The organism is Alicyclobacillus fastidiosus (genome assembly GCF_026651875.1).
GTDB classification, from domain to species: domain Bacteria; phylum Bacillota; class Bacilli; order Alicyclobacillales; family Alicyclobacillaceae; genus Alicyclobacillus; species Alicyclobacillus fastidiosus.
Map to the genome: position 1 here is coordinate 3,330,547 of NZ_CP104067.1, position 15,096 is coordinate 3,345,642.

The following is a 15,096-nucleotide window of genomic DNA, read 5'->3' on the forward strand; positions in this document are numbered from 1 at the left end:
CGAGGTTTTGCATATCCTCCCCCCTACTTTTCAGCTTCTTTTAGAGCCTCTTCGATATACGAATTGTCGACTACCTTGGAAACATCCACTTTGGCACCCAGTCCACCGTGGCTGTACAAGAAATCCGCAGTAACCTGCTGCTCCTGTATCACCTGATTGGTGACTTGTGCGTTCTCTTCGTCAGAATTCAAAATCATCTGTTTTACAATTTGCGGGCTTAAATGTGTGGATTGGGCATACAACTGTACAGCACTATCCAGATGTTCGTTTTGCCAATCCAATGCTTGTTGATAAACCTTTAGGAAAAGGACCACCAAATCGGGGTGCTCTTGTGCGAACTTCGTTCTCACGATGGTAAATCCAGGGCTGGCAGTTCCCAAGTCTTGTTCGTTGGTAAGCTCTACAGCACCGTGCTCCGCTACTTCTTCCGTAATATAGGGGTCCCAAGTTGCCCATGCGTCCACTGCATGTGAGTCAAACGCCGGCTGCGCCTGATTGGGTTGCAACTGAACGATATGAATATCAGAAGCAGTCAACCCAGCGTGCGCGAGTGCCTGATATAACAAATTATAAGCTGAACTCCCTTGAGCCACGGCTACCTTCTTCCCTTTTAAATCCTGAAGACTTTTGATCGGGCTGCCCTTCGGCACCAAAATCGCGTCACCCCTCTTACCGTCCCCATCCACCGCAATTTCCTCGAAATTCACATTCGCCGCTTGCCCGACCAGCACCGGTGCATTGCCGACTTGACCGAAATCGATGTGATTGGACGCGATGGCAGGGAAGAACGGTGGTCCACTCGTGAATTGAACAAAGTTCACCTTGGCGCCAACTTTGGCAAACGCCTGTTCGAACCATCCCTTTTTCTGTGCTAGATACATCGGACCCGTCAGTGCCTGCGTGCCGATGTTGACAACCACTCCTTGGTCACTTGACTGACCACTGGCTGCGTGAGTGGTCGACGTGGTCGTTGCGGCGCCTGTTGCAGAACTTGACGTCCCACACCCGGCGAGCGATATGGTGGCGATAAATGGTGTGATGGCAAGTAGAATCTTTGATTTAATCCCCAATTTCATCCGCAATTCCCTCACATTCTCTCGAATTGAACAGCCTATTGCTCAGTGTGCTGCAACATATGTGTCTCCAATTGAGCGAGTACATCTCGTCTTACCTCTAAGAACTCGTTGCTCGAGCGCTTCCTTGGGTGAGGGATGTCGACTGGGACCACACTGCGGATAGTCCCTGGCTTTGCGCTCATGATCACGACTCTTTGCGCTAAAACTACGGCCTCGTCTATGTCGTGGGTCACTAGGATCATCGTCGTTTTGTTTTGTTCCCAAATATCGAGCAGCACATCCTGCATATGAGCTCGGGTAAACGCATCGAGAGCGGCAAATGGTTCATCCATCAATAGCACTTTGGGATCCCGAAGCAATGCTCTAGCGATGGCCACGCGCTGTGCCATCCCCCCTGACAACTGCCGTGGGAATGATTTTTCAAAGCCCTCGAGATGAACTAGGCGGATCAAATCCCGAACTTTCTCGCGAACCAGAGGGTTTCTCAAAGACAAATCTGCTGCAATGTTGTCTTCGACCGTAAGCCACGGAAACAGCCGATGTTCTTGAAAGATAAACCCCTTGTCAACGCCCGGTTTATGAATCTCCTCTCGGCCGATCTTCACAACTCCGTCATACTCGCCATCGAGTCCTGCAATCACCTTTAACAAGGTACTTTTACCGCAACCGCTTGGACCAATGACGGTGATGAATTCACCTTGCTCAACGCGCAAATTGATATGCGATAGGACTTTCAGCGACGTCTGACCAATGTTGAACGTCTTATTCAGACCATGGATCACTAACGGCTCGCTATCGACCATACCGACACCCCCTTTGTCATACGTGATGGAACCTAGCTCTTGCTAATTTTTCTTTGAGGAGCGGCAAAACCGATTCACCGAATCGCGTCGCCTCTTCCAAGTGCGGGTAGCCTGAGAGCACGAACGATGAAATGCCAATATCGACGAATTCAAGTAGTCTATCGGATATTTGTTCCGGCGTTCCAACAAAGGCCACCGCCCCACCCCCACGGATGGCCGACAAACCGGCCCACAGATTGGGCCCAATGACAAAATCATCTGACTGAGATTGCTTCCACAATTCGTTCTGGCGCGTCTGATTGGTCGCATCGGTTCTCGCCACTCGCTGTTTCGCAACCTCCAAGTCAGCTGGGCTGACTTTGCTAATGATCTTTCTGGCTGCCTCCCAAGCCTCTTCCTCTGTCTCGCGCACGACGACTTGCGCCCTCAGACCATACCTCAACCTGGAGCCGCCAGCTTGGCCGTGTAACTCATGTCGATAGGTTTCGACTTCATGAATTTGTTCCTTGATCCACTCAAGTGGCTCTGCCCACATTAGGTACACATCGGCTACTTGAGCGGCTACCCTTTTGCCGGCCGGTGAACTTCCCCCAAAATAGAGCGGAGGATGTGGATGCGAAACAGGTGCCGGATAACTGATAGCCCCTTCTAGTTGGTAGTACTTCCCGGAATAGTCCAATCGCTCCGTACTCGCATAGGTCGCAACCCGGCTTTTTGATTCACCCTGACTCGCTCTTGCCGAATTGGTCCAGACCCCTTTCACAATTTGCAAAAATTCGAGCGTTCGATCATAGCGTTCATCGTGCTTGTGGGCGAGCGGATCGCCTGTTGCAATCAAGTCGTCTGGTGATCCCCCGGTGACGACATTGACAAGCGCCCGGCCATTCGATATCTGGTCTAAAGAAGCAGCCATTCGCGCCGCAAGCACAGGCCCAATTAAGCCGGGCCTCATAGCGACCAATGGTTTCAGGATCTTCGTATGGGCAGCGATGGCCGATCCAACAACCCAAGCATCCGTGCAAACCCCACCTGTTGGAATTAATGCAAATGTAAAACCGCCATCCTCAGCAGCCTTTGCCACCTGAAGCATGTAGTCCAGCGTGGACTCGCGCTCAGGCTGCACGCCGATATAGGCACCATCACCTGTCGTTGGGATGAACCACCCAAACTCGACATTCGAACTGATGTTTGTCACACTCACCACTCCTAGACACCGGTTGTATAACAAAAGGCCCAGTACCACCTGTGCACGACAGGGGTAATGGGCCTCCAGTTATCTGGTCGGTAAACCATTCGTGTATCAGACTCGATTGTGTCAATCCTTATCGGATTAGTGTGATTAACACTAACACTCCCTCCAAACCCTGTCAACATCCTTTCACCCATTTTTTCAGACGCGGTTGACAGTCATTCTTGAATCAACATACAATTTCGGTAAAATCAATTGGAACACTCAATATCGGTGTTCCACAATTGCTGACTCTACGAAGAGAGGCAACCGGTGAAAGAAGATCCGGTTACCTCTCTTTTTTCTATCGGTCATTCGATGGCTACTTGAGCGATTTGAGAAGGTAACCGGCTCCATCGTTCCATGGTGATGTACAGATTCCGAAAACAGGCGAGATCAGGAGGCATAGTTCATGAATTTGTTTTGGTTTATTCCGACACATGGTGACGGTCACTACCTAGGGACAAAAAAGGGATTTCGACCACTGGATTTTGGCTACGCCCAACAAGTTGCGCAGGCCGTAGACAAACTTGGATACAAAGGCGCCCTTCTTCCTACCGGCGCAACCTGCGAGGATGCATGGATTGTCGCATCCTCGCTGATTTCATCAACCAGAAACCTCAAGTTCTTGGTGGCAGTACGGCCTGGTTTAATGTCGCCAACACTTGCAGCACGAATGGCCGCCACGTTTGACAGGCTGTCCGAGGGGCGCCTCCTCATCAACGTCGTCACTGGAGGAAATCGGGTAGAACTCGCTGGCGATGGTCTATTCGTCGACCACGATACTCGATATGAAATTACCGATGAGTTCCTCACCGTGTGGCGGAGTCTCCTTCAGGGCAAGGAAACGACGCTCGCGGGTAAACATATTCAAGTTGAAGCGGCGAAACTGAATTTTGCGCCCAATCAAAAGCCGTATCCCCCGCTCTATTTCGGCGGCTCATCTGCGGCAGCACAAAAAGTGGCCGCTGAACACGTCGACGTCTATCTGACCTGGGGAGAACCAGTTCACCAAGTTCGCGAAAAGATTGAACAAGTTCGAGCGCGAGCAGAGGCGAATGGACGTCGGATTCGGTTTGGCATTCGGCTACACGTGATTGTTCGCGACACTGAACAAGCTGCATGGCAAGCTGCGAATGACTTAATCAAATATCTGGACCCGAATACAATTCAGGCCGCGCAGCGGCGCATGAAGCAAATGGATTCCATCGGCCAACAGCGCATGCTCGAACTCCATGGGGATTCGCTGCAAAACCTCGAAATCAGTCCAAACCTGTGGGCTGGAATTGGCCTCGTGCGAGGTGGCGCGGGCACTGCATTAGTGGGAAGCCCCGAAATTGTTGCGAAACGGATGCAGGAGTACGCCGATGTGGGCATAGAGACGTTTGTGCTGTCAGGATACCCACACTTGGAAGAGGCTTACCGGTTTGCCGAGCTCGTATTTCCACTGTTGCCAATCGCTCAACAGAAAGAGTTGATAGCTTCTGGCGAATTCAAACCCGGGACAGCCATTCCGTTCAGTCACAGCGCTCGTCCATGACAAGGAGGGAATGTGAATGGTCCGATCTGGCGAGAAGATGCGCCTGCCTTGGCGACTGTCACACACAAAATCGGGCTTACAAGGGAGCACATTTTGCCGTCCGTGGCCCACTGAACGTCGCCCGCCCACCACAAGGTCATCCCGTCGTCGTCCAGGCGGGGTCGTCGGAGGATGGAAAAGAGCTCGCCGCCCGGACTGCAGAGTCGGGGCCTGTTTCGTACCGATTATGAAGGAAATACATTGCGCGAGAACCTGGGTCTATGCCGGTCTCCAAATCCATTTACCAAAGACTCCTCACTTTCACTGGATATTTGAATAAGAATGAACGATAAGGGGGCGCCAGCCCCCTTTTTTAATGCATCCCAACCTTAGATTTGCCCCGCCGAGCAAATTTGAAGTTTTTGTCTACCTACTTACACATAGCTGTACGCGTTGTCCAGGAGCAGTCGACTAAATATAGGATATGAACTCACGCTCCACACTCGCTAACCCACCGGCGAGTGTAAAATAATAAATACCTAAACTGCCTGCTCCAAGGACGCCGACCTCGTGCACACTACGGTTCTCCCCCCTGATTTCGTGAATCAGGACACTATATAACGTTATAACCACATTCGATAAAACCAATAGGATTAATTGGCTTTTGTGTCAATTCAGCATGATTGAGCGATATACTGAACATCAAATCATACTTGTCAGACAGTCAGGGGGATTTTTGTGGATTCAATTCACGACAGTCAAGTTCCTTTAGTTGACGTGATTTTGAAATCGTTGGATGGGTTGATGTACGGTTCAGTCAATATTACTGTACATGACGGGAAGATTACACAAATTGACCGCCTTGAAAAGCACAGGATGTCCACGCCGACAGCATTAGATAGTGTGGAAAAACGCTCCAAAGTAGCACTGAAACGGGTGGAGCGCGCAGGCATGTGATCTCCTCTGTGGATTCACCATTAGTTTGTTTATCGGTACGACTTACACTAAAAAGAACCGCTAGTGTGACAGGCAAGCCCAAATTCCACCGTTTCAGGGCGACTCAGGTAAACGTGCACCGCACGTGGAAACGACATGGAGGACGCGCGCACTTTGCCGCAACGTCCTCCCTGCCCCATTGATTGCACGCCTCATTCGTTTATGAATTGGATCATTTCTGGAAATACTGAAATGACACAAGTCTGAATTAGCGTGAGGGAAAACACCGTGACCATCTGGGAAGTCCTAATCCAATCCCTTATTTCATTTATCGTCTTGTTTATTTTGGCCCGCATTATGGGTAAGCGCCAAGTGGCTCAATTGAACTTCTTTGACTATATCGTCGGCATCACGATTGGGAATATCGCGGCTAGTTGGTCGTTAGATGAGGTAAAAAACGTTCATGCCATCGCCAGTTTATTGGTTTGGACAATCGCTCCCCTGATTATAGCGTTCATTCAACGAAAGTCGTACAGAGGACGGATAATACTCGATGGAAAACAACAGATTTTGGTCCAGGAAGGACAAGTCTTAGAAAAAAATGTAAAGAAGGCAAACATCAATATCGAAGAACTTATGCAGCTGCTTCGTCAAAAAGACATTTTCAAGTTATCAGATGTGGAATTTGCGATATTAGAAACAAATGGTTCGTTAAGTGCCATGAAGAAATCAGAGTTGCAGCCCGTGACACCCAAAGACACCGGTATTCAAGTCATCAATGAGCGGGAACCTCGATTGGTCATTATCGACGGCCACGTGATGGAAAGATCTCTTCAACAAACGGGCTATTCGCGTGAATGGTTACTCGGAGAGATCATGAAACAAGGGGCATCGGATGTGAAAGATGTGTTTATCGCCCAAATTGATTCAAACGGCTCTGTCTATGTCGATCTTTATCACGATTCCATACGCGAACCGCAAATTAAAGAAAAACCGCTGCTCGCCGCAACGTTAAAAAAACTGCAAGCCGATATGATGTCTTTTGCCTTGGAAACGAACAACCCACGAGCGAAAGAGTCGTACACGCAAGGTGCGGATGTATTGGAAAAATTAATCAAGGAAGTTACGCCGTTTTTAAAGGAGTAACTGCCAGAGGCGATTTATGCGGCTTCAGCATCGTGCCGTGATTGCTCACGTCGTCTGTCATCATACGAGCATCTGCCTGTTGAAGCCCGCACACAACATCGAAGTCCTAACTGGTTCTATCTCTCTTGATAAACGTGAAGAAATCGTGTGCATACTGGTTTTTCTCGTCCACTGTTCCCTTCGTTCGGCTCACCAATTCCCAATCCGCTGGATAAAACTCAAACTTCACATCGCCAACGAACCTATGCCAAATAACGGTTAGATAGAGTTTCGTAGCGTCGCGCATAACCTGCGAAAATACTCCTGCTCCGCCAATGACAAATACCTCTTCTTCAGACCGAACAAACGGCTGTAATTCCTGGAGACTGTGGATCACCTCACACCCATCAACAAAAAATGTTCTATCTCTCGTTAGAACCACATTCCTCCTCCCTGGAAGTGGCCGCCCAATTGCCAAGTAAGTCTTACGGCCCATGACAACGGTTTGTCCCATCGTCAGGTCCTTAAAAAATTTCAGATCGGAAGGTAAATGCCATGGGAGTTTACCGTCTTTTCCGATAACATGGTTTTCACTCATCGCCACAAGTAATGAAAGCACAGTGCCCAACCTTCCTTCATGGAGAGATGTCCGAATCGTCTAGTTGCCCGTTCTATGGTTATCGCCGAAAGCAAACCACTTGATACACGCCGAGAATGAACCGCGCGTCTGGCTGTTGCCAGCAAGCCTGTATTTGAGTATGCAAGGCGGCGCCCTGAATGGAATTCAATTTGGATTCGACGAACCCGCTTAAACCCCACTCCAACCATGGAGTGAGGTTTTTCCTCCTCGTCACTGCGACGAACCTGGTATCTCTACTCGGCCATGAAGAAGATCGGGTTCGCCAGGGCTGCCATCCGCAATCCGTCTACTTCGGCGAAATATCTCCACAATTCCGCACGAATGAAGCGGGTTGACGCATGTCTGACTTCTGTCGTCCAATCACCTCGTTCAGTCACTTCGTGCCGCTCAACCTCGCCATCTTCTGCGATCACGACGACGACATCCTTCGGTTCAACACCTTCGACATGCACGTTCACCGCCGCATCCGAAGCGCCAACCTCGTCCCCCATGAGCGCTGCGCCGCACGTGAGTTCGATGCGCGGGCCACTCGGACAATAGCTCAGACTGGCGTGCCCAGCATGAATCGCCGAAAGAATATCCGATGCCCTTTTGGAAGAGGCATACACATAAGTGGTTGGATACCCATGCCTGACGTACGGATGCTCGCGATGCGTATCACTGCCAGCGACCGCGACGACTCGCCTCCCTTGAGCCAACATGCTTTGCCAAAGCGCGACACTTTGCTCGTTCGAAGGACGCCATGGACCGTTCCAAACTTCAAGCCAGTCAAATGGCACATCGTACCCCCACTGCCACTGACAACTCGGACCACCGTCGTCATACGGATGGTTAACGGATATTCGAGCGCCGCGCCGCCTTGCCTCTTGCAAGAGTCCCGTGACATCCGACGGTACCTGCACGCGAAAATCGTCACAGGGATTCGGAATCCCGAACAAATTAGCGTGGCCATGATACGTTGTCAGCTCCATCGCAGGGATATAGGTGACTGATGAATCCCTGGGATACATGTAATTTTGGCTTGTCGTGTTGTGATCGGTTAAACCGATAAAATCTAGACCAGTGCGCCTTGCAATCTCGTCCAACTCGCTGAGGGTATACGCACCGTCACTATGCAGTGTATGGATATGAAGGTCACCTTGAAGCCATTGGCGACTGGCTTTCACAAACGTCACCTCGGCATCGACGTGCGCACCACTTTTCCCAATGACGTACACACCAAGAAGGATGGCCCACCTTCCCGTTGGCAAGTCGCCTGCGAGGTAACCAGGCGTCGCTTCATCTAGGCTTATTCTCAAGTCGTATTTCGTACTCCCGCTCCATCCGCGAACTTGAGCCGGATCGCAAAGGCCCACGTCGATAATGCACGGTTCCTTCGCCTGTGGCGTGACGTTGATGGTGATGCAAATCTCGTAGATGTCGTTTGGGACATCAAAAGGAAGTTCAAGAAATCGACCTTTATCCAGCTCTGTGACATCCGTTGATAGATTGAGCACGCTCGTCATCAGCCTCTCTCCTATTCTTTGCTTGCACCTAGAAAAATGCCTTTGACAAAGTACTTTTGAACAAACGGGTAGGCCAACATCAAGGGCAGGACGGCGATGATGATCCCGGCCATTTTGACGTTGGTGGTGACCAGATTGCCACTTGAAGTAGCGGATCCTTCATTAACCAGCCCGTTGAGTGCAACTTGAAGCGTGTCCTTGCTCGAGTCGTTGATCAGTAACACTGTGGTCAATAGGTTGTTCCAACGCGTGACAAACTCAAATAATGTGACCGTGGCCAGGCCTGCTTTGGAAAGAGGAAGATAGATGCGCCACAAGCAGCGAAAGTGGCCCGCACCGTCAATTTTGGCGGCGTCCAATATGTCCGACGGAATGGATTGAAAGAAATTTTTCATCAAGATGATACTGAATCCTGAGACGGCCCCCGACAGGATCAACGCAACTAGAGTATTGAGCAGTCCCAACTGCTGAATGGTCACATAAAACGGGATCATGATGGCTTCAAACGGAATCATCATGGTGATCAAAATGAGACCCGTGATGGCGCGCCGTCCCGGTAGTGAGGGCTGGGCTAATGCATAGCCAGCCAACGTCGACAACACCACGTGGAGCAAAGTCCCCAACACGGAGACCAGCACGCTGTTTTCAAACGGCTTCCAGAGGTCCAAGACCGTCCAAACCGTTTGATACCCTGACAAGCTAAAGTGGCGGGGCCACATCAGGATGCCTGGCTGCATGGAGCCCAGATTGGAACTGAACGATTCGGCCAACGCGTTCCATAAAGGAACAATCATGGTGGATGAGATAAGCACGAGAAACAGCACGTTCACGATGGTAAAGACCCGACGTCCGCCAGTCATGTTACGTTGCACCTCGAGTATAACCCCTTTCAAATTGTGTCGTATCGGACCAGCCGTCGAGTGAAGACCGTCAACAACAGGGTAAACACCAGGATGATGAGTGCACTGGCAGTCGCTTGCCCGATGTTCATCTGTGTAAATCCCTGGTCGTACACATATGTCATCAACACGTTGACGGTCGGCTCGATGACCGCATTTCGCATCACGTAAATCTGATCAAACATCCGCAAAACCCCCATGATGGAGAGAAGGCCGACAATCTGCATGGTCCTCGCGAGACAGGGCATGGTGACGTACCAGGTCTCCTGCCAGCAATTTGCGCCGTCAACCTGCGCCGACGCGTAAAGCTCCGGATTGATTCCGACAAGAGCCGCTAAATAAATCACACAGTTGAACCCAACGTCCTTCCAAACACTCACTAGAATGATCACCCACCGTGCGACATTGGGATCCGACATGAACTGGATAGAGGACATGCCGAGTGCATTCAACACGGCATTGACTAATCCGCCGTCTGGGTTCAGCAATTGAATCCACAACCCACCGACGACCACCCACGAAAATAGGTGCGGAAGGTAAATGATCATTTGCAGGCTGCGCTTCAACCACCGCTGCACCAGCTCGTTCAGCGATAGGGCGATGATGATCGGCGCTACGAAACCGATCCCCAACATACTCACGCCGAGCACGAGCGTGTTGCGAAAGTCGACCCAAAAATTGGGGTCCGTAAGCACATTTCTAAAATTCTCGATCCCGACGAACGGACGAGTTCCAATCAGATTAAAATCTTGCATACTGATCAGCACCGAATGTACCAGCGGGTAGTACGTAAGGGCCATGAAGTAGGCAATGGTCGGCAACAACATGACATACAGTGGTATCGCCCGCTTCCACTTGCTCAAACGGCGAGTCCGTTGCTGGATGGACGTGTTCGTGTGTTGATGGAGCAACCCTGTGCTAGCCAAGATGAGACTCCTTTCCTTAACAAGTGGCGTTCATCACTGGTCGATGTAGTGGTCTCGCAACAATTCCGCATGCATTTGCTGCACCGCAGCTTGCGGCGATAGCTTACCTAGAATTGCTTCATCACCGTATTCCCAAATGATGTTTTGTGCATTTGTCCAATTAGCGTTGATGAGCGGTTGATACCCATCCTCAATGCCGATTTGTCTGGCATTTGCATATCCCTTCTGAAGTTGTGGAAATGGATTATGCCAGTATGAGCTGATTGGTTCTGGATCCCCGTGGTCCATGTTTTCATCCGTGCCAACCGACGTCAGTTGATACTTTCCGTTGTTAACGGTGTAGTCAATGCCCTGTACACCCAGGGACCCTAAAACTTCACCCGACTGCGTATTCCACCATTCCAAAAATTTGAACGCCAATGCCTTATCTGGCGCATTGGAAGGAATCGCGAACAGGCTGGTATCCCCCATCGATACGAGCGATTTTCCATCTGGGCCAACGGCTCCTGGTAGAGCTTCTGCATCGAACGACGCACTCGCGCCCTGAGTTTTGGCCAAATTGTTCAACATTGGAACCCATGCATCCCAGTAGACGAACATGCCAACGCGATTGGATAGGAAGAGGTTTCGCTCGTCAGCCGTACTATTGGTCACGAAATTGGGATCGAGTAGGCCATTGGCATAAAGTTTGTGCAGCCAGGCATAGACGGGCACTGCAGCGGATGTTGCATACGGAATGGAGAGCTTGCCATCGTTCTCGACATATCCATTTTTGAGCCCCACGGCACTCATAAACGGCTCGATATCGTACAGGGAGGACAGTGTGAGGCCGTAGGCATGCTCCTTTGTCTTGAATGCTTCAAAGACTTGATAGAAATCGTTGAGCGTCGTCGGCTGTGACAATCCCAACTGTTTCATCCAATCTTCGCGGACGATCGGCATCAACGCACCTTGATACTTGACGGGAACGCCATAGATCCCCTGGCCGTTGGGGCTGGAAAGTTTGATGTCGTTCCATTCATACTGCGGTACCACTTTCGGATCTCCCAGCACAGAAGATTGTTGAATTTGACTTTGCAAATTTGTCACTTCACCGGCCTTCGCCAGAGTCGCCAACGTACTTCCTTCGGTATATACAACATCGATCTTCTGCCCCGCCGCCAGCATAGCCGTCAGTTTTTGGTCATAGTCTCCTGTCGTGCTGATCAACTGAACTTTACAGTGCAAAGCATCCCCAATGGCGGTGGCAAACGCGGCGTTCTCCTGCGGGTTTTTGCCGCCGATGACGCCGGTGGCAATGGTTAACGTCGGTTCGTTCGTGGTTGACGCTGCGTCATTTGTCGCATTGCTAGGCTGAGAAGCACCGCACCCAACCAGCGTCGAGACGGTCAAAGCCGATGTGGACAGAACAGTTAGGACGCGACGAGTTGTTTTCATCGTAGGAATACTCCTCTACACATTAGTTTCGTTACGGGACACTTCGACACGATTCGCGGACTACCAAATTCGACCGAATGGTTTGATGAACAATTGGCGCAGAATCGTCCTGGATCCGACGGATGAGTAAAACGGCAGCTTCCCGTCCGAGGTCTTCTGCATTCAACGACACACCTGACAGCGGTGGACGAAATTCCGGTGCGAAGACAGAGTCATCGCTAAAGGCAAACACCGAAATGTCGTCGGGAATGGAAAGACCCAGTTCCCCCGCCGCCCGATACACACCGAGTGCGACTTTATCGGTATCCGCGACGACGGCGGAGAACGAAACGCCTCGAGCCATGAGACAGTGAATACTTTCCCACCCATAGTCGAGTGACGGAACAGACGCATTCTTGAATACGTGGAGTTCAGGTCGTACCGCGATGCCAGCTTGTCCTAGCGCCGTTTCGTAGCCGCGTTGACGGTCGATGGAAACGGTCCGCTCCTTCGAAGTATTCAAAAATAAAATCTCGCGATGACCGAGGCGGATCAAATACTGAGTCACTTGTTCTGCCGTCATTTCGTTGTCGTTATCGACGTAGCACAGTTGTGGGCGCAATGGTTCCGGTGGCTTACCTACGACAACCGCAGGAGGATCCGATTGTGTTCTCTTCGTCAACCGAATGTCATCCTGTTCCGGATCTAAAAATATTTCGCCATCCACCGGATTCGTCGTGAGATACTTCGCTTGCCCTTGATAATCGGTTGACATCGTATTGACTAGCAACCGATATCCATGCTCGTAACAGACTTGCAATACTCCGTTGATCAACGACATGTGGAACTTACTGAACTTCGTGTTCTCTCCAGGCATACTCAAACCGATAATGCTCGTCCTTTTCACAGAGAGAGTTCGCGCCCAATAATTCGGTTTAAAATTCAACTCCTGTGCCACTTTTAAGACCCTTTCCGCAACCTCCTTGCGCACATGCCGATTCTGTGTGAAGACGTTGGAGACTGTTCCTTTTGATACGCCGGATAAACGTGCGACATCATCAATGTTTGCCATGCTCATTCTCCTATTCTCACCGCGATATTAAACCGGTTTAATTAAGATGCATTATGAATTCTGTTAAAATTCATTAAATAGTTGTTGTGATATTTGTATTGACGCGAAAAGAAACAACCCACAATAAGGAACGAGTGCTCTGTGGGTTGTTATGGTAACGAATCTAGTGGTAACTAAGACCCGTCCGCTCTGGTGTAAACAGCGATGCCCTCTTCAATGAGTCAGTAAATGTCTCTTCTTCTATGTTCTCAAGTGTTCTGAAAAACAAAAAAACATTGACCAGAGCCGGTTGCAAATGTAAACATATTTTATCGTTACTATAATAGAGCGTGTCCGAAAAGCCCGCAATTTTGAGTAAATAGCAAAACGCACCGATCCGCAAAACTGGTAAAATTGAAGGTATCCAGCCGTCAAATTTTCCAGTTCTGGAGGTGCGTTTTTCCATAGATTTGCAGTTAGACCTGCTTCCATACGCCTATTATAACACGCTTGGCTTCGACCCCGAACTCGTTGATTACGTAGATCACATTGACGACTCATTCCTGGACCTGCTCGTCGGACCCCTGTACGACAAGAGAGGACGCAGACCCGCATCTCCAATCGCCTATTTCCGGATGCACTATCTGTATTTCACTAGGCCGGAGATTACCTCATTCCGTCAATTGTGCAAACAGTTGCGAGACCCAAAGAACCAGGCGTGGCGCAGCTTCATCGGTGTACCCAATCCAGCAAAGGTTCCGTCACACCAGAGCCTGAGTGACTTCCGTAACAAAGTAGGGCCGGACGTATTCGAACAAATTCGTGACGAGTTTATACGTCAATCCATTCACATGGAGGGATTCATCCAGGACACCCTCGCCGCTATTGACTCTCGTCCGATTTACGCCAATGTCAACGGATACAAGAAAAAACGCTGCGATTGTGAGGTTAAGTCAGTTTGCACATGTGAAAAAACGTTTTCTGACCCGGACGCCACCTATGGGGCACAGCGCAGCAAGGTGAACCAGAACCGTTTCTTCGTTGGTTACCGGAAGCACTCGATTGCAGTAAGAACATCTCAAGGACCTGTGGCCTTGTTGTCTATCCTTAAGCCTGCGAATGTGGGCGACATTCGAGTGATGCTTCCACTGATAGAGAAACTCCGGCAGATTAACGAAATGCGCACTCAGTATCTCGTTGCCGACATGGGTTACATAGATGCGGATGACCAGAAGGAGGCATACCACAAACACAGTATGGCTGTGGTTACAGGGTTTCGCAGTGGTATGGTGATGCCAGAGGAATGTAATGAACATGGGCAACCTGAGTGCGAACAAGGCGAACGACTGATTTGGGATGGCTTTGACTGGAAAACGGCCACTTCCTGGTTTCGTGGGGACTCAGAGAAATGCCAGTCATGCCCGCTATCCGGGGTATGCAGCAGGCAATTCGAATTTTCCTTTGACGACAAACCGATTGCATACGGCCCGGTGCCACAAGGCACCATGCTGCATGCCCAGATGCTTGATTTCAGAAGGCAGATTGAGCTGTCCTTTGCGCAAGAGTCCAATGAGTTGACAACAGTTATGAAACACAAGAAGGTGCCTGTACGAACAAACAAACGAGTACAGTCCTTCTTCACCATGCAGGATATATTCCAGCTCATGCAGGCGAGGATAGGTCACATTCGAGAGACCATGCTGCCTGATGACCACATAGAGCGAATTACACAAATGTATACAGTCCAGGCCGAGCAATTGAAACTCGATATCGCTGCATAGGCAAGCAGAACCTGGAAAATAAACAAAAGCCAATGTTACTGACAAGGGGTTCGTGCGCCCATTTTCAAGGGTGAGCAGGCAATGTGTTCCCATACGGAGGCATTCACCAAATTACCAAGTAAACTTATCCCATATCAGGAAGCCTGTATTCATGTATTTGGCTAGACATTTACTCGAATCGGATGCTTTTC

General features: G+C 50.1%; 13 protein-coding genes. 4 read left to right on the plus strand and 9 right to left on the minus strand.

Features of this window, described 5'->3' with window-relative positions; all coding sequences use genetic code 11:
• Positions 1 to 23: 23 nt before the first annotated feature.
• Genes NZD89_RS16480 through NZD89_RS16490 form a run of 3 tightly spaced genes read right to left on the minus strand, consistent with a single transcriptional unit; the run spans position 24 to position 3,074 of the window.
• Positions 24 to 1,076, minus strand: a complete 1,053-nt coding sequence (locus NZD89_RS16480; protein ID WP_268003889.1) for an aliphatic sulfonate ABC transporter substrate-binding protein — start codon at positions 1,074 to 1,076, stop codon at positions 24 to 26.
• 35 nt (positions 1,077 to 1,111) lie between these two features.
• Positions 1,112 to 1,879 carry an ABC transporter ATP-binding protein gene (locus NZD89_RS16485; protein WP_268003890.1) on the minus strand — a complete coding sequence of 256 codons (768 nt, stop codon included), beginning with the start codon at positions 1,877 to 1,879 and terminating at the stop codon, positions 1,112 to 1,114.
• A 16-nt stretch (positions 1,880 to 1,895) separates the two neighbouring features.
• The gene (locus NZD89_RS16490) at positions 1,896 to 3,074 is read right to left on the minus strand and encodes an LLM class flavin-dependent oxidoreductase (protein WP_268003891.1); all 1,179 of its coding nucleotides are present in this window, start codon (positions 3,072 to 3,074) and stop codon (positions 1,896 to 1,898) included.
• Positions 3,075 to 3,519: 445 nt separating this feature from the next.
• Between NZD89_RS16490 and ssuD the strand changes: the two genes are divergently transcribed.
• The 3 genes from ssuD (at position 3,520) to NZD89_RS16510 (ending at position 6,708) form a co-directional block, all read left to right on the plus strand.
• Positions 3,520 to 4,647 carry an FMNH2-dependent alkanesulfonate monooxygenase gene (gene ssuD / locus NZD89_RS16495; protein WP_268003892.1) on the plus strand — a complete coding sequence of 376 codons (1,128 nt, stop codon included), beginning with the start codon at positions 3,520 to 3,522 and terminating at the stop codon, positions 4,645 to 4,647.
• Positions 4,648 to 5,364: 717 nt separating this feature from the next.
• The gene (locus tag NZD89_RS16505) at positions 5,365 to 5,583 is read left to right on the plus strand and encodes a YezD family protein (protein ID WP_268003893.1); all 219 of its coding nucleotides are present in this window, start codon (positions 5,365 to 5,367) and stop codon (positions 5,581 to 5,583) included.
• Positions 5,584 to 5,850: 267 nt separating this feature from the next.
• Positions 5,851 to 6,708, plus strand: a complete 858-nt coding sequence (locus tag NZD89_RS16510) for a DUF421 domain-containing protein (protein ID WP_268003894.1) — start codon at positions 5,851 to 5,853, stop codon at positions 6,706 to 6,708.
• A gap of 106 nt (positions 6,709 to 6,814) precedes the next feature.
• Here the strand turns inward: NZD89_RS16510 and NZD89_RS16515 are convergent, their stop codons facing one another.
• From NZD89_RS16515 to NZD89_RS16540, 6 genes are all read right to left on the minus strand, one after another.
• Positions 6,815 to 7,306 carry a dihydrofolate reductase gene (locus NZD89_RS16515; RefSeq protein ID WP_268003895.1) on the minus strand — a complete coding sequence of 164 codons (492 nt, stop codon included), beginning with the start codon at positions 7,304 to 7,306 and terminating at the stop codon, positions 6,815 to 6,817.
• A 254-nt stretch (positions 7,307 to 7,560) separates the two neighbouring features.
• Positions 7,561 to 8,832, minus strand: coding sequence for a CehA/McbA family metallohydrolase (locus NZD89_RS16520; protein ID WP_268003896.1), 1,272 nt, complete (start codon positions 8,830 to 8,832; stop codon positions 7,561 to 7,563).
• An 11-nt stretch (positions 8,833 to 8,843) separates the two neighbouring features.
• Positions 8,844 to 9,704, minus strand: a complete 861-nt coding sequence (locus NZD89_RS16525) for a carbohydrate ABC transporter permease (protein WP_268003897.1) — start codon at positions 9,702 to 9,704, stop codon at positions 8,844 to 8,846.
• 17 nt (positions 9,705 to 9,721) lie between these two features.
• On the minus strand, positions 9,722 to 10,657 hold the full coding sequence (locus NZD89_RS16530) for an ABC transporter permease subunit (protein ID WP_268003898.1): 936 nt from the start codon (positions 10,655 to 10,657) through the stop codon (positions 9,722 to 9,724).
• 33 nt (positions 10,658 to 10,690) lie between these two features.
• Positions 10,691 to 12,094 (minus strand): extracellular solute-binding protein, encoded by a 1,404-nt coding sequence (locus tag NZD89_RS16535; RefSeq protein ID WP_268003899.1) that lies wholly within the window; start codon positions 12,092 to 12,094, stop codon positions 10,691 to 10,693.
• Positions 12,095 to 12,125: 31 nt separating this feature from the next.
• Entirely contained in the window at positions 12,126 to 13,145 is a 1,020-nt protein-coding gene (locus NZD89_RS16540) for a LacI family DNA-binding transcriptional regulator (protein WP_268003900.1), read from the minus strand.
• 431 nt (positions 13,146 to 13,576) lie between these two features.
• Here NZD89_RS16540 and NZD89_RS16545 point away from each other — a divergent pair, with 431 nt between their 5' ends.
• Positions 13,577 to 14,905 carry a transposase gene (locus NZD89_RS16545; RefSeq protein WP_268003901.1) on the plus strand — a complete coding sequence of 443 codons (1,329 nt, stop codon included), beginning with the start codon at positions 13,577 to 13,579 and terminating at the stop codon, positions 14,903 to 14,905.
• Positions 14,906 to 15,096 lie beyond the last annotated feature (191 nt).